Here is a 21,928-nt window from a genome sequence, read left to right as displayed (position 1 = left end):
CCGCACGGGCCGTGGCACCGGCCCGTACCGCTGATACCGCGGTATGACCCGGAAACCGGCACTCCGGGGTGACGCCCCTCCTGACCAGGGCATCTAGGCTGAGACAGCCATGTCCCAGTCACCCCGCGCCACCGCCTCCCGGCCGTCCCCGCTCGCCTTCGCGCGCGACGTCCTCACGCCCGCCGGCCCGCCCGTACCGCTGCTCGGCCGGTCCCGGCGACGCTTCGTACGGGCCCTGCCGTACGTCGTCACCGGGGCGTTCGCCGTCGTCCTGCTGGGCACCACGGCCACGGTCCTGTCCCAGGACTACCGGCTCCACTCCGACATCGCCCTCGTGCTGGCGCTGCTCCAGGCCGTCCCGCTGTTCCTCGCCGTCCGGCGGCCGCTGCTGGCCTGGGCCGTCGTCTTCACCGCCGACGTCGCCGGGGCGCTGGCGCTGCTCACCGTGCCCGCGCGCGAGGGCCGCCCCTGGCCCTGGCCGCCCATGGAGATCATCGGCATGCTGTTGCTGCTGCTCCTCCTCGGGCTGCGCGAGCGGCGGCGCACCCTCGTCGCCGTCTGGACCCTGACGGCCCTCGCGACCGTCGCCCTCGCATACGTCTCGCCCGAGCGGAGCTCCGTCATCTCGGTGACGACGCTCGTGCTGGCCGGCGTGGTGCTGATCATCGCCGGCGCGCTGCGCGAACGCGGCGACGCCCAGCGGGCGCTGGCCGAGCAGGAGACGATCAGCGAGGCCGAGCGGGCCCGGCGGACCCTGCTGGAGGAGCGCACCCGGATCGCCCGCGAGCTGCACGACGTCGTCGCCCACCACATGTCCGTGATCACCGTGCAGGCGGACAGCGCCCCGTACCGGCTGACCGGCCTGCCGCCCGAGGCGCGGGAGGAGTTCGCGACGATCGCGGCCACGGCGCGCGAGTCGCTCACGGAGATGCGGCGCCTGCTGGGCGTGCTGCGCAGCGAGGACGCCTCCGGCGAGGCGGGCGGGGGCGAGCGGGCGCCGCAGCCGGGCGTCGAGCGGATCCCGCAGCTGGTCGAGGCGACGGTCCGGGCCGGGCTGCCGGTGAGGTTGTCGATGCCGGATCCGCTGCCGGACGCGCTCCCGCAGACCGTGGACCTGTCGGCCTACCGCATCACGCAGGAGGCCCTCGCCAATGTCGTCCGGCACGCCCCGGGCGCGGCGACGCGGGTGTCGGTCTCCGTCGACCGGGACCGGGGCGGCCTGATGGTCCTGGTCGTCAACACCGCCCCGGAGAACGACACTCCGCCACTGGAGACCAGTGGCACGGGCCACGGTCTGGTCGGCATGCGCGAGCGCGTCCGCCTGGTCGGCGGCACGCTCGACACCGGCCCGCTGCCGGACGGCGGCTTCCGGGTGGCGGCCCGGCTCCCGTTCACCACAGAAGAGGAACTCCCCACCGCATGACCATCAAGGTGATCATCGTCGACGACCAGGCCATGGTCCGCGCGGGGTTCGCCGCGCTGCTCGCGGCACAGGCCGACATCGACGTCGTCGGCGACGCGCCGGACGGCCGGCAGGGTGTGGAGGTGAGCCGCCGCACGCACCCGGACGTCGTCCTGATGGACGTCCGGATGCCGGAGATGGACGGCCTGGAGGCCGCCCGGCGGCTCCTCGACCCGCCACCGGGCGTCACGCACCGCCCGAAGGTGCTGATGCTCACCACCTTCGACGTCGACGACTACGTCTACGAGGCGCTGCGCGCGGGCGCCTCGGGGTTCCTCCTCAAGGACGCGCCCCCGGCCGATCTGATCTCGGCCGTCCGGGTCGTCGCCGCAGGCGAGGCGCTGCTCGCGCCGTCCGTCACGCGCCGCCTCATCGCCGACTTCGCCCGGCAGCGCCCCGCCACCCGCCGGGACCCGTCCCTCCGCCTCAACGGCCTGACGCCGAGGGAGACGGAGGTCCTCGAACTCATCGCGCGGGGGCTCTCGAACCAGGAGATCGCGGGGTCGCTGGTGCTGGCGGAGCAGACGGTGAAGACGCACATCGGGCGGGTGCTGGCGAAGCTGGATCTCCGTGACCGGGCCCAGGCGGTGATCTTCGCGTACGAGTCGGGGCTGGTGTCCCCGGGAGGGCGGTGAGGGGGCGCCGGTCTCCCGGCGCGCGGCGCCTGACGGTGAGAAGGCCGACGGCCCTCTCACCGCGGGGCCCCAAGGTCCCTCCCAGGGCCCGCCGCCCCCGCTACTCCCGGCCCACCGCCGTGAACGACATGTCCGCGTAGCGCCCGCCGGCGACCTTGTCCGCGATCGGCTCCAGCTCCGCCAGTTCCGCCGCCGTCAGCTCCATGCTGATCGCCGCCAGGTTCTCCTCGATGCGCGAGCGGCGCCGCGTCCCCGGGATCGGGATCACGGCCAGGCCGTGCACCCGGGCCCGCTGCTGGACCCACGCCAGCGCGATCTGAGCGGGCGTCGCCCCGCGCTCCCCGGCGATCCGCCGCACCGGCTCCAGCAGGGCCGCGTTGGCCGCCGCGTTCTCACCGATGAAGCGCGGCTGCCGGCGGCGCCAGTCGTCGCTCGTCAGCTCGGTGTCCGCCTGGACGAAACTGCCCGTCAGGAAGCCGCGGCCGAGCGGCGAGTAGGGCACGAAGGCGATGCCCAGCTCCGCGGCCGTGCCGACGACGCCCTGCTCCACGTCACGGCTGAAAAGCGACCACTCCGACTGCACGGCGGCGATGGGATGCACCGCGTGCGCCGTACGCAGCTCGCCCGGCGAGACCTCGCTGAGCCCGAGGTGGCCGACCTTGCCCTCCGCGACCAGCTCCGCCATGGCGCCGACGGTGTCCTCCATCGGCACCTCCACGTCGCGGCGGTGCATGTAGTAGAGGTCGATGTGGTCGACGCCGAGGCGGCGCAGGCTGCCCTCGACGGAGGCGCGGATGTACGCGCGGTCGTTGCGGATCCGCTGGAACGAGGGGTCCTCCTCGCGCCGTTCGATGGCGAACTTCGTGGCCAGCGTGATCTCGTCCCGGTGCGCCCGGACGAACGGCGAGATGAACTCCTCGTTGCGGCCGTGGCCGTAGACGTCGGCGGTGTCGAAGAGGGTGACGCCGCGCTCCAGGGCCCGGTCCAGCGTGGCCCGCGCCTCGGTCTCGTCGGTGGGTCCGTAGGCGTAGGTCATGCCCATGCAGCCGAGGCCCTGCACGCCGACCTGCGGGCCGCCGTTCCCCAGGGCGACGGTGGATATCTTGTCGTTGCTCATGTGCTCAGACCCCTTCGGACGCCCGGCGGCGGGCGGCATAGATGTCGATCTTGTAGTCGAGGACGTCGAGCGTGCTGTGCAGCTCGGCGATGCGCCGTCGTACGTCCTCGCGGTGCGCGCTCAGCAGGCGCTCCCGCTCGGCGAAGGTGTGGTCGCCCTCCCGGACGAGCTGGGCGTAGCGGACCATGTCGGCGACCGGCATCCCGGTCAGCCGCAGCTTGCCCACCAGGTCCAGCCAGTCCAGGTCCTTGTCGGTGTAGCGGCGCTGGCCGGTGTGCGAGCGGTCCACGTGCGGCATCAGTCCGATGCGCTCGTACCAGCGCAGGGTGTGGGCGCTGAGCCCGGTGTAGTCGACGACCTCGCTGATCGTGTAGCGGTCGCGCCCTTGCGGGCGCCGCTGCCGGTCGAGCTGGCTGCAAGCGCGCACCGACATCGGTACACGGTCCGTCACGGTCATGCGATTTCCCCCTCGTGCCTTCGCGATGCCCCCACGCTAGAGACTTGGAGTGCACTCCAGGCAAGCGAGATCCGGAGGTGATTCCCGGCCGGGTTAGGCTCCTTGCCATGGAGAGCCTGCGCATGATCGAAAACTGGCCGGTCCCCACCGCCGCCGCGGCGGTCGTCCGGTCCGACGGCAGTACGGCGGGGTCCTACGGGCCGACCGGCCACCGATTCCCGCTCGCCTCCGTCACCAAACCGCTCGCCGCGTACGCCGCGCTGCTGGCGGTCGAGGAGGGCGCGGTCGAGCTGGACGAGCCGGCCGGTCCCGAGGGTTCCACGGTCCGGCACCTGCTCGCGCACACCTCGGGCCTGGCGTTCGACGAGCACCGGCCGATGGCCGAGCCGGGGACCCGGCGGCTGTACTCCAACGCCGGCTTCGAGGTGCTCGGCGACCATATCGCCAAGGCGACGGACATCCCGTTCCCGGAGTACCTGCGGGAGGCCGTGCTGGAGCCGCTCGGCATGGCGGCGACGGACCTTCCGGGCTCTCCGGCCAAGGACGGCGTCTCGACCGTCGACGATCTGGCCCGCTTCGCGGCCGAGCTCCAGGCGCCGCGGCTGCTGTCGCGCACGACGCTGGACGAGGCGACGTCGGTGGCCTTCCCGGGCCTGACCGGCGTCCTGCCGGGGTACGGGCACCAGCGCCCCAACGACTGGGGCCTCGGCTTCGAGATCCGCGACGGCAAGTCGCCGCACTGGACGGGCGCGTCGTCGTCGCCCCGGACGTTCGGGCACTTCGGCCAGTCGGGCACGTTCCTGTGGGTGGACCCGGAGGCGGGCGCGGCGTGCGTCGCCCTGGCGGACCGCCCGTTCGGCCCGTGGGCGGTGGAGGCATGGCCGCCCCTGACGGACGCGGTCCTGGCGGAGCTCGGCGCGGCTTGATCCGGAGCGTCTCGACCGCCGGGCGGCTGATTTTCAGCCCGTCCGGCGTTTGAGGACGTTCGGGAAGGGGCGGGTAGGGGAAAGCCCCTCTCCCCCGCCCGAAGCCCGCTCACCCGAACCGCGGCTCCGCGTGCATCTCCCACACCAGCAGCTCCGCCGCCACCTCGACCCCCACCACCACACCCTCGGCATCGAGCACCCGCACCGCGTCCCCCGCGGACAGCGCCTCCGAAGACCCGCCGGCCTCCACCCGCACCACCCCCCGCACCACATGCACGTACACCCACGGCGCGTCCGGCAGCGCGATCGTCCCCCCGTCGCCCGCCCGCCGTACGTGCAGCACCGCGTCCGCCCGCGCCAGGGCGTACGGCGTGCTCTCGGAGACGCCCCGCACCACCTCGTACGACGGTTCGCCGCCGTAATCCGAAGGGGTGAGCCACATCTGTACGAAGCGGAGCGGGCCCGCCGACTCGTTGCGTTCCGAGTGCCGCACGCCCGATCCCGCGCTGAGGCGCTGGAGGTCCCCCGGCCGTACGACCGTGGCGTGGCCCGCCGAGTCCTCGTGGGTGAGCTCGCCCTCGACGACCCAGGTGACGATCTCGACGTCGCGGTGCGGGTGCATCGCGAAGCCCGCACCGGCCGCGAGGTGCTCCTCGTTGCAGGCGGCGAGGGGCCCGAACCGGACGTTGTCGGGGTCGTAGAAGCCCGAGAAGGAGAAGGCGTGCCAGGTCTCGATGCCGGCCTCGGGGTCCCCGCCGGGGAAGCGCTCCCCGGCGCGCTGTACGGCGCGTCGCACGTGCGTCATCGGGCTACGGTAGCCCGGCGACCCCGCTCGGGACGCGAATAAGGCAGGCTTGTCCCGTGCCTGAACCCGCCGCTAACACCCCGCATCCGCACAGCGCCACCCTGCGCCGCCTGGAGAAGTCCGCCGGAACGCTGGCCGCCGCCGCCATCGCCCGGATGGACGCCCAGCTGCCGTGGTACCGGGCGATGCCCCCGGAGAACCGCTCCTGGATCGGCCTGGTCGCCCAGGCGGGCATCGCGGCCTTCACCGAGTGGTTCCGGCATCCGGAGACCCCCCAGGCGATCAGCACGGATGTCTTCGGCACGGCCCCGCGCGAGCTGACGCGGGCGATCACTTTGCGCCAGACGGTGGAGATGGTGCGCACCACCATCGAGGTCATGGAGTCGGCGATCGACGAGGTCGCCGCCCCGGGCGACGAGTCGGTGCTGCGCGAGGCGCTGCTCGTCTACGCCCGGGAGATCGCCTTCGCCACCGCGCAGGTGTACGCCCAGGCGGCGGAGGCGCGCGGCGCCTGGGACGCCCGCCTGGAGTCGCTGGTGGTCAACGCGGTGCTGTCGGGCGAGGCCGACGAGGGGGCGCTGTCCCGGGCGGCCGCCCTCGGCTGGAACTCGCCGGCGCATGTCGCGGTGGTGCTGGGCACCGCCCCGAACGGGGACAGCGAGCTGACGGTCGAGGCGATCCGGCGGGCGTCGCGGCACGCCAAGCTCCAGGTCCTGACGGGGGTGCTCGGGGACCGTCTGGTGGTGATCGCGGGTGGCTCCGACAATCCGCTCCAGGCGGCGAAGGCCCTGATCGGGCCGTTCGCGGCCGGTCCCGTGGTGGCCGGTCCGGTGGTCTCCGACCTGCTGGCGGCGACCCGCTCCGCGCAGGCGGCGGCGGCCGGTCTGAAGGCCTGCGCGGCCTGGCCGGACGCGCCCCGCCCGGTGCTGGCGGACGATCTTCTTCCGGAGCGCGCGATGGCCGGCGACGCCACGGCCCGCGAGCAGTTGGTGGAGGAGATCTACAGACCGCTGGAGGAAGCGGGCTCGGCGCTGCTGGAGACCCTGAGCGTCTATCTGGAACAGGCGAGTAGCCTTGAGGGTGCGGCGAGGATGCTCTTCGTGCACCCGAACACCGTGAGATACCGCCTCCGACGTGTGACGGACGTCACCGGATGGTCACCGTCCGATGTGCGCTCCGCTTTCACATTGCGGATCGCGCTCATCCTGGGCCGTCTGGCAGACGCCGACACGTCCGCCTAGCCTTTTGTCGAACATCAACAATTCCCCTGACGGTTCTTGGTCCCTGTCCTCACGGGTGGGCGAGGCCGTCCACGAGAGAGAGTGTGAGGGTGCTCGTACTCGTCGCTCCCGGCCAGGGCGCTCAGACGCCCGGCTTCCTGACTCCCTGGCTCGACCTCCCCGGTGTCGCTGACCGACTCCGTGAGTGGTCGGCCGCCATCGACCTGGACCTGGTCCACTACGGCACGAACGCCGACGCGGACGAGATTCGCGACACCGCCGTGGCCCAGCCGCTGCTGGTGGCCTCCGCGCTGCTCTCCGCGCGGCAGCTCTTCGCGACGGCCGAGGACGTGACCCGCCTGGTCGGCGCCGCCGCCGGGCACAGCGTCGGCGAGCTCGCCGCGGCCGCCCTGACCGGTGTGCTGCCGGACGAGGCCGCCCTGGAGCTCGTGCGCAAGCGCGGTCTGGCCATGGCCGAGGCCGCCGCCGTCACCGAGACCGGCATGTCGGCGCTGCTGGGCGGTGAGCCCGAGGTCGTGCTGCCGCACCTGGAGAAGCTCGGCCTGACCCCGGCGAACGTCAACGGCGCGGGCCAGATCGTGGCCGCGGGCACCGCCGAGCAGCTGGCGGCGCTGGCCGAGGACAAGCCCGAGGGCACCCGCCGCGTCGTCGCGCTGAAGGTCGCCGGCGCCTTCCACACCCACCACATGGCCCCGGCCGTGGTGGCCCTGGAGGAGGCCGCGCGCGAGCTGACGGTCGCGGACCCGCACACCCGCTACGTCTCCAACAAGGACGGCGCGGTCGTCACCACCGGCGAGGACGTCGTCCGCCGGCTGGTCGGCCAGGTGGCCAACCCGGTCCGCTGGGACCTGTGCATGGAGACCTTCAAGGAGCTCGGCGTCACCGCGATCATCGAGCTCGCCCCCGGCGGCACCCTGGTGGGCATCGCCAAGCGCGCCCTGCCCGGCGTCAAGACGCTCGCGCTCAAGACCCCGGCCGACCTCGATGCGGCCCGCGCTCTGATCGCCGAGTACGCCACCGACGCCGCTACGCCGGCCGCCTCCCCGGCCGAATAAGGAGCCCCGAGAGCATGACCGCGAAGATCAGGCCCAGCAAGGGCGCCCCCTACGCGCGCATCCTCGGCGTGGGCGGCTACCGCCCCACGCGGGTGGTTCCCAACGAGGAGATCCTCAAGCACATCGACTCGTCCGACGAGTGGATCCGCTCCCGCTCCGGCATCGCCACCCGGCACTGGGCGGGCCCCGAGGAGACGGTCGCCGCGATGTCCGTCGAGGCGGCCGGCAAGGCCATCGCCGACGCGGGCCTGCGGCCCGAGCAGATCGGCGGCGTGATCGTCTCCACGGTCTCGCACTTCCACCAGACCCCGGCGGTCGCGACCGAGATCGCGCACCGGATCGGCGCCGGCAAGCCGGCGGCCTTCGACATCTCGGCCGGCTGCGCGGGCTTCGGCTACGGCCTGACGCTCGCCAAGGGCATGGTCGTCGAGGGCTCCGCCGAGTACGTCGTGGTCATCGGCGTCGAGCGGCTGTCCGACCTGACCGACCTGGAGGACCGCGCGACGGCCTTCCTGTTCGGCGACGGCGCGGGCGCCGTGGTCGTCGGCCCGTCGAAGGAGCCGGCGATCGGCCCGACGGTCTGGGGTTCGGAGGGCGACAAGTCCGGGACCATCAAGCAGACGGTGGGCTGGGACGAGTACCGCACGACGCCGGTCCCCGGCGGCAGCGGCCCCGAGACCCGGCAGGCGCTGGAGGAGATCCGCTTCCCGGCCATCACCCAGGAGGGCCAGGCGGTCTTCCGCTGGGCCGTCTTCGAGATGGCCAAGGTCGCCCAGCAGGCGCTGGACGAGGCCGGCATCGGCGCCGACGAGCTGGACGTCTTCATCCCGCACCAGGCCAACATGCGCATCATCGACTCGATGGTGAAGACCCTCAAGCTGCCGGACACCGTCACGGTCGCCCGTGACGTGGAGACCACCGGCAACACCTCCGCGGCCTCCATCCCGCTGGCCATGGAGCGCCTCCTGGCCACCGGGGCGGCGAAGAGCGGGGACACGGCGCTCGTCATCGGGTTCGGGGCGGGTCTCGTCTACGCCGCCACGGTCGTTACCCTCCCCTAGGCGAGATCCACGCAGCCGGCCCGGCCGCACTGCGCGTCATCGCACAGCAGTTTCCTATAACGCAGTTCCACCGCACATAGAAGGAGCGCCGATATGGCCACCCAGGAAGAGATCGTCAAGGGTTTCGCCGAGATCGTCAACGAGATCGCCGGCATCCCGGTCGAGGACGTCCAGCTGGACAAGTCCTTCACCGACGACCTGGACGTCGACTCGCTGTCCATGGTCGAGGTCGTCGTCGCCGCTGAGGAGCGCTTCGACGTCAAGATCCCCGACGAGGACGTCAAGAACCTGAAGACGGTCGGCGACGCCGCCGAGTACATCCTCAAGAACCAGGGCTGACCTGAGCGTTCGTCGCCACCCCAGCGGTGGCGGTTCCAGCACCTCTAAACGTGGAGACAGAATTCCTGTGAACCCGACCAATCGCACCGTGGTCGTCACCGGTATCGGCGCAACCACACCGCTGGGTGGCGACAGCGCATCGACCTGGGAAGGCATGCTCGCCGGCCGGTCCGGCGCGCGCCCCCTCGAAGGCGAGCGCTTCGCCGACCTCCCGGTCCGCATCGCCGCCCGCGCGGCGGTGGACCCCGAGGACGTCCTGCCCCGCCCGCTCACCCGCAAGCTGGACCGGTCGGCCCAGTTCGCGCTGATCGCCGCCCGTGAGGCCTGGGCCGACGCGGGCTACACCGCCAAGGCCGGCGAGGACCCCTCCGTCGCGCCCGAGCGCCTCGGCACCGTCATCGCCTCCGGCATCGGCGGTGTGACGACCCTGCTCGACCAGTACGACGTGCTCAAGGAGAAGGGCGTCCGCCGCGTCTCCCCGCACACCGTGCCCATGCTGATGCCCAACAGCCCGTCCGCCAACGTCGGCCTGGAGGTGGGCGCCCAGGCGGGTGTGCACACCCCGGTCAGCGCCTGCGCGTCCGGCGCCGAGGCGATCGGCTACGCCGTCGAGATGATCCGCACCGGCCGTGCCGACGTGGTCGTCGCCGGCGGCACCGAGGCGGCCATCCACCCCCTCCCCATCGTGGCCTTCGCCAACATGATGGCGATGTCGAAGAACAACGACGAGCCCGAGAAGGCCTCCCGCCCGTACGACAAGGCCCGTGACGGCTTCGTCCTCGGCGAGGGCGCCGGCGTCGTCATCCTGGAGTCGGCCGAGCACGCCGCCCGGCGCGGCGCCCGCGTCTACTGCGAGGTGCTGGGCCAGGGCCTGTCCGCCGACAGCCACCACATCGCCCAGCCGGAGCCGACGGGCCGCGGCATCGCCGCCGCCCTCCAGAACCTGCTGGACGCAACGGACCTCAAGCCGTCCGAGGTCGTCCACCTCAACGCGCACGCCACGTCCACCCCGCAGGGTGACGCGGCCGAGGTCAAGGCGCTCCGCAAGATCCTCGGTGACGACCTCGACCACGTCGCGATCTCCGCGACCAAGTCGATGACCGGTCACCTGCTGGGCGGCGCCGGCGGCATCGAGACGGTCGCGACCGTCCTCGCCCTGTACCACCGGGTGGCCCCGCCGACCATCAACATCGACGAGATGGACGAGGACATCGACGCGGACGTCGTCCGCGGCGAGCCCCGCCCGCTCCCCGAGGGCTCCATCGCGGCGATCAACAACTCCTTCGGGTTCGGCGGCCACAACGTGGTCCTCGCGCTCCGTTCGGTCTGATCCCGCGCCCACGCGCACAGCAACGGCCCGCCCCGGTTCGTCCGGGGCGGGCCGCTGTCGTTTCCCGCGCCCGGTGTGACCTGGATCACCGGAACCCCTGATCGTGAGCGGACAAGTCCTGGTGTGAAACATTCGATGCACGACCGCATACGCCGCGGGGAGCCCGGAGCGTTCCGGGAGCTCTTCGACGCCCATGCCGGCCTGGTCTACCGGCACGCCGCCCGGGTCACGGGCGACCGGTCGCTGGCCGAGGACGTCGTCTCGCTGACCTTCCTGGAGGCCTGGCGGCTACGGGAGAGGCTGCGCGACGAAGGGGACAGCCCGCGCCCGTGGCTGATGGGCATCGCCGTGAACGTGCTCCGCAACACCGCCCGGGCCGCCCGCCGCCACGAGCGGGCGCTGGCCCGCGTGCCGGTACGGGACACCCTGCCGGACTTCGCCACCGAGCTCGTGAGCCGGATGGCCGACGCCGAGCAGCTGGCCGCCGCCAAGGCGGCGCTGGGCAAGCTGCGCCGCTCCGAGCGCGAGGTGGTGACCCTGTGCGTCTGGTCCGGCCTGAGCTACCCCGAGGCCGCCGAGGCCCTGGGCGTACCCGTCGGCACCGTACGGTCCCGGCTGTCCAGGGCGCGTGACCGGCTGCGCAAGCTGGCCGAGCGCGAGCTCCGCGAGAACGCCGACGGAGCGGCGCGGCGGGGGCCGCCGCCTGGGCCCGCACGCCCCGCGCAGACCCCGCAGACACCCCAGAGCCCGCAGACACCCCGGACGTCACAGCTGCCGCAGATGCCGCGGTCGCCGCAGAAGGAGGACCGGAACCGATGAAGCGCACCCCCGGGCGACGGCACGAGCCGATCGGCCACACCGAGTTCGACCTGCTGCTGCCGGCCCCCGCCGACCCCGCCCTCTCCCCCGGCCGGCACGCCCAGCTCAAGGAGCACCTGATGGACGAGATCCTGACCAGCCGCGCCGAAGCCGCCTCCGGCACCGCCGGGGCGCCCCGCCCCCCGCGGCGGCTGCGGCGCGCGGCCTGGATCGCCCTGCCGGTGGCCGCGACCCTGGCCGTCGGCGCCCTCGCCGTCGGACCGTGGGACCTGGGAGGTTCCAAGGACGACGGCGTACAGGCGCTCACAGGGCCGCACCCCGAGCCGCCCACCGTCACGCTGGAGCCCGGCAGCACCAAGAACCTCGCGGCCGCCGTCGACCACATCTCGCTCGCGGCCGCGCGGCAGCCGGTGCTGGAGCCCCGGAAGGACCAGTACGTCTACATCGAGAGCCAGGTGTCGTTCAGGCGGAGCCTGAAGGCCGGTGGCAAGGAGGAGAGCTGGGTCGACCCCCTGCACAAGCGCCAGATCTGGATGTCGCCGGACGGCACCAAGGGCTGGCTGTACGAGCCGGGTGACAGCTTCGGGGAGAAGAAGGGGCAGGACCTGGACGACGGGCCGCACCGCGACAGCTCCCACCGTCACTCCTACGACGCCATGAAGGCGCTGCCCACCGACCCCGACGCGCTCCTTGCGAAGCTCTACCCCGAAGGCGGAAAAATGGGCGACCCGGAAGCCGACTGGGACGCGTTCAAGGAGAGCGGCTCGATGCTGCACGAGCAGCTCGCGCCGCCGGAGACGAGCGCCGCCCTCTACAAGGCGGCGGCGAGGATCCCGGGCGTCACGCTCGTCGAGAACACCACGGACGCGAAGGGCCGGCCGGGCATCGCCGTCGCCTTCGTCCGGGGCGACAGCCGCTTCGAGTGGATCTTCGACAAGTCCACCTACGCGTACCTCGGCCAGCGCGAGGTGCTGCTGAAGGAGACCGACGGAATGAAGCCCGGCACCGTGGTCGGTCAGACCTCGGTGGTCACCCGGGCCGTGGTGGACGCCGAGAAGGAGCTGCCGGGAGGCGAAAAGCTCTGAGGGCCGAGAGGGGTGTCGCGGCCCCGGCCGCGACACCCCTCTCTCACACCACCTGGTGCAGCCACCGCACGGGCGCGCCCTCGCCCGCGTACCGGAACGGCTCCAGCTCGTCGTCCCAGGGCTTGCCGAGCAGCTTCGCCACCTCGGCCTCCAGCTTGGTCTCGCCCCGGCCGGCGCGGGCGAGCGCCGCGCGCAGCCGGTCCTCGGGAATGAGGATGTCGCCGTGCATGCCGGTGACCGCGTGGAAGATGCCGAGCTCGGGCGTGGAGCTGTAGCGCTCGCCCTCCGCCGTGGGACAGGGCTCGGCGGTCACCTCGAAGCGCAGGAGATGCCAGCCGCGCAGCGCGGAGGCGAGTTTGGACGCGGTGCCGACCTGACCCTGCCAGGAGAATTCGGCACGCCAGGTGCCGGGCGCGGCGGGTTGTCGGATCCAGTCGAGTGTGACGCGCACGCCGAGCACGCCCGCGACGGCCCATTCGACGTGCGGGCACAGCGCGCGCGGCGCGGAGTGCACGTAGAGAACTCCACGTGTCGTCACCGGGACCTCCAGTGCGGTTCGAGGTTCGCCTTCCCCAGCGGCCTCGCACCCGTACCGGTCCCGCCTGGGACAGCAGCAGACATTCTGCCCCAATGGCCACTCCCGCACCAGCTCACGAGGTTACCAACAGTAAACACCATCGGAAGCAATTCTCCCGAAAAGGGACAGGATGTGACGTGTTGTCTTTTCTTCCGCGATGCCGGAGGGCGAAGGGTATCGGGGCTCGGCGCATCCGCCCCGGGGAAAAGCTACCGTGCGGCGGCACCCCTCCGGTGACGTACCGTCGGACCCGAACAGATATCACCCGGCCGGATGGGGGAACGCGATGCGCGGCAACGCGATACGCAAGGTGCGCGGGGCCCTGCGGGGCACCGTCGCGGTGGTCGCGGCGGTTTCGGCGGCCCTTCTCGTCACGTCCTGTGACGACGGTGGCGATGCCAAGAGCGGCGCCGGCCAGGGCGCCGCGGCCGTGCGGCCGAGCCCCTCCCCCACCTCCGGCTGGAACCCGAGACCGCAGTCGATCGCCTCCCTCGGCGACTCCATCACGCGCGGCTTCGACGCCTGCTCGGTCCTCAAGGACTGCCCCGAGGCCTCCTGGGCCACCGGCACCAAGGTCGACAGCCTCGCCCGCCGGCTGCTTCCCTCCCCCGCCACCAGCAGCTGGAACTTCGCGAAGACCGGCGCCCGCATGGCCGACCTCCCGGACCAGATGCGGACGGCCGTCCAGCGGAAGCCGCAGCTGGTGACCGTACTCGTCGGCGCCAACGACGCGTGCCGCAACCAGGTCTCCTACATGACCCCCGTCGACGACTTCCGCGCCGACTTCGAGACCTCGGTCACGGAGCTGCGCAAGGCGCTGCCCAAGTCCCAGCTGTACGTCGCCGGCGTGCCGGACCTGAAGCGCCTCTGGACGTCCGGGCGGAACAACAGCATCGCGAAGGCGGTCTGGAAGCTGGGCATCTGCCCGACGATGCTCCGCGACCCGGACTCCCAGGACCCCGCCGCGGAGGAGCGCCGCGCACAGGTGGACAAGCGGGTCGGCGAGTACAACGCCGTCCTGAAGGACGTGTGCCGGCGGGACAAGCTGTGCCGCTACGACGACTCGGTCCACAGCTACGACTTCGACGGCGACCAGCTCAGCAAGTGGGACTGGTTCCACCCGAGCAAGAACGGCCAGGGCCGCCTCGCCGACATGGCGTACCGCGAGATCACGGCGGTGCGGCCGACGGCGTGACGGCCGAGGAGGGGCGGGGCCCGTCAGGGAACCCCGCCCCGGTCTCGGCGGGCCGTGCGGCGAAGACGCGGGGGTCCGAGGCCATGACCCGGACCGCCCTCCGGCCGCACCGCGCCCCGGTGTTCGCGGACGCGGATCGCGGACCGGACATCCGTACCCTCGCTCCGGATGCCCGGCCCTCGGTGACCGGTCGATACAGCCCAAGCCATGGCCAAAGGCGTAAGCCGGGACCGCCCGCGCCTTCGTGTGAGCACGGTATCCGATGAACGTACCTTCCTCATAAGCAAGTTCACCCTCACGTGGGTCAACGTTGTGCGGGGGCGGGGGCCGGGGGGTTTTCCCGTACCCACCCCTTCCCGGAACCGGGGGCGAGCCCCCGGACCCCCGGGCGCGGGGCCGCTGCGGCGGCCCCAGGCGCCGGCCCGGCCGGGGTCCGGGACGGAGCCCGCGGGTGGGAGTTGGGAGGTTGTTCCCCAGCCCCGCCCCTACCCGAAACCGGGGGGAAACCCCCGGGGCCCCCGGGCCACGCGGCCACTGCGGCGACCCCAGGCACCGGCCCGGCCGGGGTCCGGGACGGAGCCCCGGTTTCGGGAAGGGGCGGGGCTGGGGAATACCTCCCGACCACCCCAGCAACGGCAACGGCTCAGAGCAAGTGATCGGCCTTTCCGGCCTTTATCTCGTGAATCAGGGCGCGGAGCGCATCATGGGTGTCCCGCACGTAATGACCCTCGGCACCACTGACCGTGATGTAGGCATATCCAGCGTTGTCGACGCCTATACGAAAGCAGTTGTTGCCCTCTCCGCAGAAGGCGTCTTCCCAGGTGATGTGATTCATTCGGGCCTTCCTCAAAGGTCATGTGAGACACGGCGGATGAAGTCGCGCGACTGCTCGGGGCTCAGCGACTCCGCGTCCATCCAGTCCAGGTGCTCGCGATACTTGGACAGCAGGGACTCCGCATGTACGAATCCCGGACCGTCGGTCGAGTCGAGCTGGACGGTGTCGAGCTGGGGGACCGCCCCCTCCGCATAGAGCACCGCTGAGCCGGATCCCGGAAACGCCCCTCTCTCCACAGGGAGAACGCGGAGCACGAGATCAGGTCGATCCGATACGGCAAGAAGGTAATTCAGCTGATCACGGGTGACCTTCCGCCCGCCGAACTGCATGCGCAACGCGGCCTCGTGGATGAAGCCCACGTAGGGAAGCGGCTTGCTTCGCTCGAAGACTTGCTGCCGCTGCATCCGATGTGCGACACGGAGCTCCACCTCCAGCCGGGGCATCGCGGGAAGCACCGCCCCGAAGATCGCTCTGGCATAGTCCTCCGTGTGGAGGAGCCCTGGCAGGTGCACGACCTGCATGGTGAGTACCCGATCGGCATGCCATTCCAACTCGGCGATGTCCAGAAGGCCTGCGGGCAGAACACCGCGGAATCCCTCCCACCAGCCGGTCCGCGCTGTACGGCCACGACCTGGCCGTATTCGTCGACCCCGCACTCCAGGTGATCACCGAACTCGTCACCTGCGGCGCCCTGTTCGCCCCCGGACAGGACCTCTACTACTCCCTCCGCTGGCGCGAAGGCATCCTCCGCCTCGTCAACTGGGACCCCCACAGCAGCCACAGCGACCCCGTCCACGCCGCCCACTGCACCAGCAGCAGGAAGCGCCTCCTGCTCCTCCTCGCCTGCGTCGTGCGCGAATGCGGCGGAACCTGGGGCATCACCGACCCCACCCCCACCACCGAAGGCACCAAAGTCTGGGCCGACCTCCCCGAAACCGGAGCCAAGACCTACGGCAAGCGCCACTGCTGAGAGCGCGAAGGCGGGCGGGGCCCGGTGACCGGACCCCGCCCGCTGTGTGCCCTGCCTACTTCTTGGGTCCCTTCCCCGGTTCTCCCGGTGTGTTCTTCAGGGTCACCTTCACGCCCGCCGCCGCGTTCGCCGCCGTCAGGGCGTACGGCCCCGACACCGGGGTCTTCGGCATCACGTAGCCCTCGGGGACCGCCGTCTCACGGAGGTAGTACGTGCCGAGGGGCTGGTTCGGGAAGGTGCAGCGGCCCTGGCGGTCCGTGGCGCAGCCGGCGCCGACGCGGCGGTCGGGCTGGGTGCCGGTGGCCTGGAGGCCGGTGCGGCCGTTGGTCTCTCGCCAGAGTTCGAAGACGGCGCCCTGGAGCGGGCGCTTGGTCTTGGCGTTCTGCTTGACCAGGTGGATCGTCCCGGTCGGATCCGCGGCCTTGGTGTTCGTGACCGTCGCGGAGACGCCCTGCGCGGCGTTGGCCGTGGTCAGGGTCAGCGGGCCGAAGACCGTGGTCGTCGGGGCCGGGTAGCCGGCCGGGGGCCGGGTCTCCTGCCAGTAGTACGTCCCGGGCTCGACCGCACTGCGGCATTCGCCCCTCGCGTCGGTGGTGCACACGGCGCCCACCGGTGTGTCACGGCCGTCCCCGGCGGTCTGGAGTCCGGCGGCGTCGTTGGTCTCGCGCCACAGCTGGAAGCGGGCACCCGCCAGGAGGTTGCCGCTCGGGGCGTCCTTCTTGACCACCGTGACGTTTCCGCGCGGCGGCGCGCAGTCGGGCAGGTCGCCCTTGAACGGGTAGGCGTGGATCTCCTGCCCGCCCCCGCCCGTCGCGGCGGACGTGTGGGTCAGGGATCCGGTGGTGAGGAACCGGCCGTTGATGCCGGGCAGGGTGACGGTCGTCTCGCCCGCCCGGTTGCCGGCGAGGACGCTGCCCTGGAACTGACCGGTGCCCTTCAGCTCCACCGTGGTCGCGTCGGGGAAGTTCCACAGCAGCCGCTCCCGCAGCCTGTTCAGCGGGGTGTCGTCGGCGATGGTGCCGCTGAAGGTGTTGATGACGCGGGCGCCGCCGGTCAGGTTGACCAGGACCGTCGCCTCGGGCGGGATGTTGACGAAGCGGACGCCCTGCTGCCCGCCGTCGCGCCCGACGAGGTCGAAGTCGACGTTGAAGACCTGGAGCCGCGAGGTGCCGTCGCCGGTGAACAGGGTCTCCGCCACCGTGTTCCGGGCGGTCCCGGTGGCCGCGCGGCCCTGTCCGTCGGCGCCGTGGGCGTAGCAGCGGCTGGCCACGGCCAGTTCGTCGCGCAGCCGCTCGTAGGGCCGGGCGGCGTTCGCGTCGAGGACGTTGCGGCCGATGATCGTGCCGGTGGCCGGGCCCGCGTGCCGGACGACGCCGGCCTCGGCGTCCAGGCGCTGGCCGGAGGCGATCCGGACCGCGCCGCCCGTGGTCAGCCAGTCCGTGCCCGGCGAGGGCGGCACCCGGGAGCCGACGCCGGCCACGCCCACGTTGTACAGGCTGCTGACGCCGGGCGCCTTCTCCATGTCGAAGTCGCCGAGGGCGACGACCTTGCCCTCGGCCTCCGCCGCGCTGCCGCGCACCCTGAAGTCGTTGCCGACGAACACGTTGATGTTGTCGTCGCGTCCGGCGATCGGGCCGTTGCCCACCGGCGGGTAGACGGCGGGGCAGTCGCCGGGCAGGCAGGGTCCCAGGCCGCCGGGGAGGGGCGCCGCCGCGGCGGGCACGGCGACGGCTCCCATGACGGCGAGCGCCATGACGCAGGCCACCGTGCGCAGTGGTGGCCCGGGGCGCCACCAGGACCGGTGAACGTCAGGAGGTGGATTCGGACCCTTGTTCATACCGCCCTCGCTTGGTCGACAATGTCACCCTGCGAATCATGACGATATGTCGCTATTTTGGTATGACGGCACGCCGGGGTGTTGCCTCGAACGGCCCCGACGCGCCGTGAGCCGGGCACCCCTCACGACGCCGTGAGCCGGGCACCTCACGTCCCCGGCTTGCGTCCCCACACGTAGACGCTGTCGCCCACCGCGAGCACCCCCCAGAGCCGCTCCGCGTCCTTCACCGCGAGGTTGACGCAGCCGGCCGAGCCCCCGCCGTCGAAGAGGTCCCCGGGGTGGCCGTGGAACGCCTGCCCGCCCGAGAAGAACTGGGCGTACGGCATGGGCGCGTTGGCGTACAGCGTCGAGAAGTGGTCCTTGTGCTTCCAGTAGACCTTGTGCCACCCGGCACGGGTCTCCTGCCCCAGCCGTCCCGTCCGTACCGCCGCGGGCCCGAAGAGGATCTTCCCGCCGTTCTGCACCCACATCAGCTGCCGGCCGAGGTCCACGCACGCCACCTTGCGCGCGGGTGTGGTGGCCGGGCATCCGCCCGCCGCGTTGGGGTTCTTCCGCGCCTGCGCCACCAGCATCGTCCGGTACGTGACCAGGCCCGCGTACCCGTCGGCCAGCTTGATGCCCTCCTTGCGCTGGAACGCGGCGATCGCCGCGCAGTCGGCGGCGGACTGCCACCCGTCCTGGGGCCTGCCCAGGTGCGCCTCCAGCTGCCACTGGTACGGGCCCGTGCCCGCCGAGCACGCGGCGGCGCGCGCGGTCCCGGCCGTCCCGGCCACGGTGGCCGCCGCGGTCAGCAGCATGCAGGCGGATATCAGCAGGAGGAGGGCGGGGGCGGGGCGTATGCCCGCGGTGGGTGGGCCCGCGCCGCGTATGCCCGTGTCCGTGGCGGAGCGCCGGCGGCGGGCCGCCGGCCTGCGTCTTCCTCGCAGCCTCATGAGGGGGTCCTTTCGGAGGTCCTCGCGGGGTCAGCCTCGCACCGTCGGGCTGCGCGCGCCTCCGGGGTCCGGCCATCCGGAGTCGGGCGGGGGGGGCGCTGCGCGGGGCTTCTTCCCCAGCCCCGCCCCTTCCCGTAACTGGGGGCTTCGCCCCCAGACCCCCTTTTCCGCGCTGACGCGCGGTGTCCTCAAGCGCCGGACGGGCTGATTTTCAGCCCGTCCGGCGCTTGAGGACCGGGGTCCGGGGCGGAGCCCCGGTTCCGGGAAGGGGCGGGGCGGGGAAAGGCCCGCCGCAGGCGCACCCCCCGCACCCCAACCGCACCCGCACCCACCCCCGCCCCCTTCACTCCGTACTGTCGCGCACCGACCGCAACCCCACCCCCAGAATCCCCTCCCAGTCCGTCAACTCCTCCACCAGCGGATACGCCGACCCCTTCCCCTCCAGACTGAGGACGACCCCCGCCTCCTTCGCCTTGCCCCGCTCCCGCCCATCCGCCTTGTCCGCCTTCTCCGTGCCCTTCTCACCGGCCTCCGCGTCCACATGGACGTCCGTCACCCGGAACCCCCGCTTCGTGCACAGCTCGAGGACCCGGCCCAGCAGGCCTCGCCGGGTGCGGTAGGAGAGGTGCAGCTCGACGCGGTCGCCGGGGACCATCGCCATGCGGCGGGTGACGACGGGGAAGCCCCGGACGACCAGGAAGTGCACCAGCGTCGCCGCCACGCCGAGCAGGGGCAGGCCGCCGCCGCAGGCCATGCCGAGGGCGCAGGTCAGCCATATCGTGGCGGCCGTCGTCAGGCCGCGGACCGCGTCGCGGCGGACGAAGATGAGGCCGCCGCCGATGAAGCCGATGCCCGAGACGATCTGCGCGGCCACCCGCGAGGGGTCCTGCCGGACGTCCACGCCGACCAGCCCCGACACCGCGCCGAAGCCGTGGATCGAGACCTCCATGAACAGCGCGCTGCCCACCCCGACCAGGGCGTGCGTACGGAGCCCCGCGCTCTTCTGCTGCAACTCGCGCTCCAGGCCGATGAGCGAGGACAGCAGCAGCGCGATGCCCAACTCCGCGAACTGCCGCGCCCCTTGGCCTCTGGTGGATTCGAAGAGCGGGGCCGCGAAGAGCTGCGCTATGTCCATTGCCTCATTGTGGCCTGAAATCACCTGTCCGCAAGGGTAGTTGGCCACCCACTATCGCCCGAGCAGCACCATTGGCTACCTTCCGCCTCATGAAGCCCTTGAGACTTGGCGCAATGGCCCTCGGTGTCGCCGTCCTGGCGGCCACGCCCGTACATGCCGCCCCCGCCTCCCCGTCACCGTCCGCACCGCTTCCACCCACCGTCGAGGAGCGGCGCCTGCCCGGCCCGGTGCCCCAGGAGATCCTCCGGAGCAGCGGCTTCGACGATGTCGCGCCCGGCTTCTCCCGCGCCCTGGGCCGGGCGCACGGCCTGTCCGAGGCGGAGCGGCTGGCGGCCGACGACGGGCGGCGGCTGTGGCGGCGGGCCGTGGACCGGGCGCAGGGCCGGGGGCCGCGGGGCGCGGGGGCCGGGGAGCTGAGCCGGGACGACGACCGGCCGCTGTACTGGGCGCGGCTGGGCATGACCCGCGCCCTCCGGGAGTGGAAGCCGTCCTTCCCGGTGTCCGCGGGGCAGCGCGCCGGCCTGATCGAGAGGGTGGAGCGGGCCTCGCGCGGCCAGGACTCCGTCGACCTGCCCGCGGGCGGCGCCGTGAAGCGCGTCCTGCTCACCGGCTTCGACCCCTTCCAGCTCGACTCGGACGCCCGCCGCTCCAACCCCTCGGGCGCGGCCGCCCTCGCACTGGACGGCACGACGGTCGACACGCCCTCGGGCCCGGCCCGGATCGAGGCCGTCGTGTTCCCGGTGCGCTGGGACGACTTCGCGGCCGGCACCGTGGAGCGGACGCTCCTGCCGCACTTCCGGCCCGGCCCGCGCCGCGTCGACCTGTTCACCACGATCAGCCAGGGCCGGCCGGGCCGCTTCGACGTCGAGCGCACCAACGGCGCCTGGCGCGGCGGCTATCCGGACAACGCGGACCTGTCCCGCACGGGCGTCGTGCCGGTGCCGCCCGGCGTCCCGACCGTCCGGCCGCAGCCGCAGTGGACGACGACCACCCTCCCGTACGCGGCGATCACGGCCGCGCGGACCGGCCCGTACCCCGTATACGACAACACGGCCGTCACCGAGGTCCCGGCGGGCGCGACGGAGCCCGTGGAACGGCCGGACGGGCCGACGCCGGGCTCGGCCGCCCGGGAGGGCGGCGGGGGCGACTACCTCTCCAACGAGATCGCGTACCGCGCGACCCTGCTGCGGGACGCCACGCGCCTGCGCGTCCCGGGCGGCCATCTGCACACGCCCGTACTGAACTTCGGCGAGGGCGACACCGACCCGTCGACGGGCCGGATCAGCGACCCCGCGTTCGTGGCGAACCGGCTCGCGATCGTCGCCCAGGTGCGGTCGATCACAGCGACGGCCGTGGCGTCCTCCGGGACGCCATGATGGGTGCATGATCATCGCAGCAGCGCAGTTCTCCGCCCGGCCGTACGACATCGGGGCCAACGCGGCCCGGATGGCCTCCTACGTCACGGAGGCGGGCGCGCGCGGCGCCTCGCTCGTCGTCTTCGCGGAGCTCGCCGCCACGGGGTACGAGCTCGACGCGATCGTCGCCGGGCAGGACCGGATGACGATGGAGCCGGAGGACCCCCGGCTCGCCCCGGTGCGGGAGGCGTGCCGGGCGACGGGGGTCGCGGCCGTGGTCAACTGCGCGGGCCGGTCGGCCGCCGGGCCGACGATCAGCTCGTTCGTGTACGGGCCGGACGGCGCCCCGCTCACCCGCTACGACAAGGCGTGCGTGACGGACCAGGAGCGGGCGGCCGGCTTCGTGCCGGGGTCCGGGGCCGGCCGGTTCACCCTGGGCGGTGTCGCCTTCGGGCTCCTCGTCTGCTTCGACGCGCACTTCCCGGAGCTCACGGCGCGCGCCGCCGCCGACGGCTGCCACGTACAGCTGGCCAGTTCGCTGTACGGGCGGGGCAACGGCGAGGAGGAGGTGCGGACGGTCTTCCCGGCGCTGGCGAAGGACCACGGGATGTACGTCCTGCTGGCCAACCACGCGGGGCAGGCGGGCCCGTACGAGAGCTGCGGGCGCAGCGGGGTGTGGGGTCCGGACGGCCGCCCGGTCGCGGCGGCGTGGGAGGGCGAGGAGCTGGTGCTGGCGGAGCTGCCGCTCGGCTGAGTCCGT

23 protein-coding genes are annotated in these 21,928 nt (G+C 72.6%); 14 read left to right on the top strand and 9 right to left on the bottom strand.

Annotation, left to right across the window (positions count from 1 at the left end; translation table 11 throughout):
- The first annotated feature begins 109 nt into the window (after window positions 1-109).
- On the top strand, window positions 110-1,423 hold the full coding sequence (locus SMD11_RS23235) for a sensor histidine kinase (protein ID WP_087928272.1): 1,314 nt from the start codon (window positions 110-112) through the stop codon (window positions 1,421-1,423).
- Complete coding sequence (locus SMD11_RS23230) at window positions 1,420-2,097, top strand: response regulator (RefSeq protein ID WP_087928271.1); 678 nt, start codon at window positions 1,420-1,422, stop codon at window positions 2,095-2,097. The genes SMD11_RS23235 and SMD11_RS23230 overlap by 4 nt, the downstream gene beginning before the upstream one ends.
- 100 nt (window positions 2,098-2,197) lie before the next feature.
- Here the strand turns inward: SMD11_RS23230 and SMD11_RS23225 are convergent, their stop codons facing one another.
- Complete coding sequence (locus SMD11_RS23225; protein ID WP_087930689.1) at window positions 2,198-3,214, bottom strand: aldo/keto reductase; 1,017 nt, start codon at window positions 3,212-3,214, stop codon at window positions 2,198-2,200.
- A 4-nt stretch (window positions 3,215-3,218) separates the two neighbouring features.
- Window positions 3,219-3,647, bottom strand: a complete 429-nt coding sequence (locus SMD11_RS23220) for a MerR family transcriptional regulator (RefSeq protein ID WP_234366447.1) — start codon at window positions 3,645-3,647, stop codon at window positions 3,219-3,221.
- 131 nt (window positions 3,648-3,778) lie between these two features.
- On the opposite strand from SMD11_RS23220, the gene SMD11_RS23215 reads away from it, so the two are divergent.
- On the top strand, window positions 3,779-4,597 hold the full coding sequence (locus SMD11_RS23215; RefSeq protein ID WP_087928269.1) for a serine hydrolase domain-containing protein: 819 nt from the start codon (window positions 3,779-3,781) through the stop codon (window positions 4,595-4,597).
- Between the two features lie 109 nt (window positions 4,598-4,706).
- Here the strand turns inward: SMD11_RS23215 and SMD11_RS23210 are convergent, their stop codons facing one another.
- Entirely contained in the window at window positions 4,707-5,402 is a 696-nt protein-coding gene (locus SMD11_RS23210; RefSeq protein WP_087928268.1) for a pirin family protein, read from the bottom strand.
- 56 nt (window positions 5,403-5,458) lie between these two features.
- Between SMD11_RS23210 and SMD11_RS23205 the strand changes: the two genes are divergently transcribed.
- The 7 genes from SMD11_RS23205 to SMD11_RS23175 all read left to right on the top strand — a co-directional run bounded on the left by SMD11_RS23205 (window position 5,459) and on the right by SMD11_RS23175 (window position 12,332).
- Window positions 5,459-6,643 (top strand): PucR family transcriptional regulator, encoded by a 1,185-nt coding sequence (locus tag SMD11_RS23205; RefSeq protein ID WP_087928267.1) that lies wholly within the window; start codon window positions 5,459-5,461, stop codon window positions 6,641-6,643.
- 89 nt (window positions 6,644-6,732) lie between these two features.
- The gene (locus SMD11_RS23200) at window positions 6,733-7,698 is read left to right on the top strand and encodes an ACP S-malonyltransferase (protein WP_087928266.1); all 966 of its coding nucleotides are present in this window, start codon (window positions 6,733-6,735) and stop codon (window positions 7,696-7,698) included.
- A gap of 14 nt (window positions 7,699-7,712) precedes the next feature.
- Window positions 7,713-8,759, top strand: coding sequence for a ketoacyl-ACP synthase III (locus tag SMD11_RS23195; protein WP_087928265.1), 1,047 nt, complete (start codon window positions 7,713-7,715; stop codon window positions 8,757-8,759).
- A 93-nt stretch (window positions 8,760-8,852) separates the two neighbouring features.
- Window positions 8,853-9,098 carry an acyl carrier protein gene (locus SMD11_RS23190; RefSeq protein ID WP_087928264.1) on the top strand — a complete coding sequence of 82 codons (246 nt, stop codon included), beginning with the start codon at window positions 8,853-8,855 and terminating at the stop codon, window positions 9,096-9,098.
- Window positions 9,099-9,165: 67 nt separating this feature from the next.
- On the top strand, window positions 9,166-10,428 hold the full coding sequence (fabF, locus tag SMD11_RS23185; protein ID WP_087928263.1) for a beta-ketoacyl-ACP synthase II: 1,263 nt from the start codon (window positions 9,166-9,168) through the stop codon (window positions 10,426-10,428).
- Window positions 10,429-10,563: 135 nt separating this feature from the next.
- A complete protein-coding gene (locus tag SMD11_RS23180) occupies window positions 10,564-11,247 on the top strand; it encodes an RNA polymerase sigma factor (protein WP_087928262.1) in 684 nt (227 codons plus the stop codon).
- Window positions 11,244-12,332, top strand: coding sequence for a CU044_5270 family protein (locus SMD11_RS23175; RefSeq protein WP_087928261.1), 1,089 nt, complete (start codon window positions 11,244-11,246; stop codon window positions 12,330-12,332). The genes SMD11_RS23180 and SMD11_RS23175 overlap by 4 nt, the downstream gene beginning before the upstream one ends.
- A gap of 43 nt (window positions 12,333-12,375) precedes the next feature.
- Here SMD11_RS23175 and SMD11_RS23170 read toward each other — a convergent pair whose 3' ends face one another.
- Entirely contained in the window at window positions 12,376-12,870 is a 495-nt protein-coding gene (locus tag SMD11_RS23170; protein WP_087928260.1) for a DUF3145 domain-containing protein, read from the bottom strand.
- Between the two features lie 325 nt (window positions 12,871-13,195).
- Here SMD11_RS23170 and SMD11_RS23165 point away from each other — a divergent pair, with 325 nt between their 5' ends.
- Window positions 13,196-14,104, top strand: coding sequence for an SGNH/GDSL hydrolase family protein (locus SMD11_RS23165; protein WP_087928259.1), 909 nt, complete (start codon window positions 13,196-13,198; stop codon window positions 14,102-14,104).
- 643 nt (window positions 14,105-14,747) lie between these two features.
- Here SMD11_RS23165 and SMD11_RS23160 read toward each other — a convergent pair.
- Both SMD11_RS23160 and SMD11_RS23155 read right to left on the bottom strand, forming a co-directional pair.
- A complete protein-coding gene (locus SMD11_RS23160) occupies window positions 14,748-14,939 on the bottom strand; it encodes a hypothetical protein (protein ID WP_087928258.1) in 192 nt (63 codons plus the stop codon).
- A gap of 11 nt (window positions 14,940-14,950) precedes the next feature.
- The gene (locus tag SMD11_RS23155) at window positions 14,951-15,595 is read right to left on the bottom strand and encodes a DUF5753 domain-containing protein (RefSeq protein ID WP_324614766.1); all 645 of its coding nucleotides are present in this window, start codon (window positions 15,593-15,595) and stop codon (window positions 14,951-14,953) included.
- Between the two features lie 5 nt (window positions 15,596-15,600).
- Between SMD11_RS23155 and SMD11_RS23150 the strand changes: the two genes are divergently transcribed.
- Window positions 15,601-15,909: a hypothetical protein gene (locus SMD11_RS23150; RefSeq protein ID WP_087928256.1), complete on the top strand. Its 309-nt coding sequence runs from the start codon at window positions 15,601-15,603 to the stop codon at window positions 15,907-15,909.
- 55 nt (window positions 15,910-15,964) lie between these two features.
- On the opposite strand, the gene SMD11_RS23145 is transcribed toward SMD11_RS23150, so the two are convergent.
- From SMD11_RS23145 to SMD11_RS23135, 3 genes are all read right to left on the bottom strand, one after another.
- Window positions 15,965-17,662: a choice-of-anchor A family protein gene (locus tag SMD11_RS23145; RefSeq protein ID WP_234366141.1), complete on the bottom strand. Its 1,698-nt coding sequence runs from the start codon at window positions 17,660-17,662 to the stop codon at window positions 15,965-15,967.
- Between the two features lie 230 nt (window positions 17,663-17,892).
- Complete coding sequence (locus tag SMD11_RS23140; RefSeq protein ID WP_087930687.1) at window positions 17,893-18,543, bottom strand: L,D-transpeptidase; 651 nt, start codon at window positions 18,541-18,543, stop codon at window positions 17,893-17,895.
- Between the two features lie 478 nt (window positions 18,544-19,021).
- A complete protein-coding gene (locus SMD11_RS23135) occupies window positions 19,022-19,813 on the bottom strand; it encodes an MgtC/SapB family protein (protein ID WP_087928255.1) in 792 nt (263 codons plus the stop codon).
- A gap of 89 nt (window positions 19,814-19,902) precedes the next feature.
- Here SMD11_RS23135 and SMD11_RS23130 point away from each other — a divergent pair, with 89 nt between their 5' ends.
- Together SMD11_RS23130 and SMD11_RS23125 are read left to right on the top strand one after the other, a co-directional pair.
- Window positions 19,903-21,189 (top strand): pyroglutamyl peptidase, encoded by a 1,287-nt coding sequence (locus SMD11_RS23130; protein ID WP_087928254.1) that lies wholly within the window; start codon window positions 19,903-19,905, stop codon window positions 21,187-21,189.
- Window positions 21,190-21,196: 7 nt separating this feature from the next.
- The gene (locus SMD11_RS23125) at window positions 21,197-21,922 is read left to right on the top strand and encodes a carbon-nitrogen hydrolase family protein (RefSeq protein WP_087928253.1); all 726 of its coding nucleotides are present in this window, start codon (window positions 21,197-21,199) and stop codon (window positions 21,920-21,922) included.
- The last annotated feature ends 6 nt before the right edge of the window (window positions 21,923-21,928 follow it).

Source organism: Streptomyces albireticuli (assembly GCF_002192455.1).
GTDB classification, from domain to species: domain Bacteria; phylum Actinomycetota; class Actinomycetes; order Streptomycetales; family Streptomycetaceae; genus Streptomyces; species Streptomyces albireticuli_B.
Note: the sequence above shows the minus strand (reverse complement) of the source record. Positions and strands in the feature narration are given on the sequence as shown.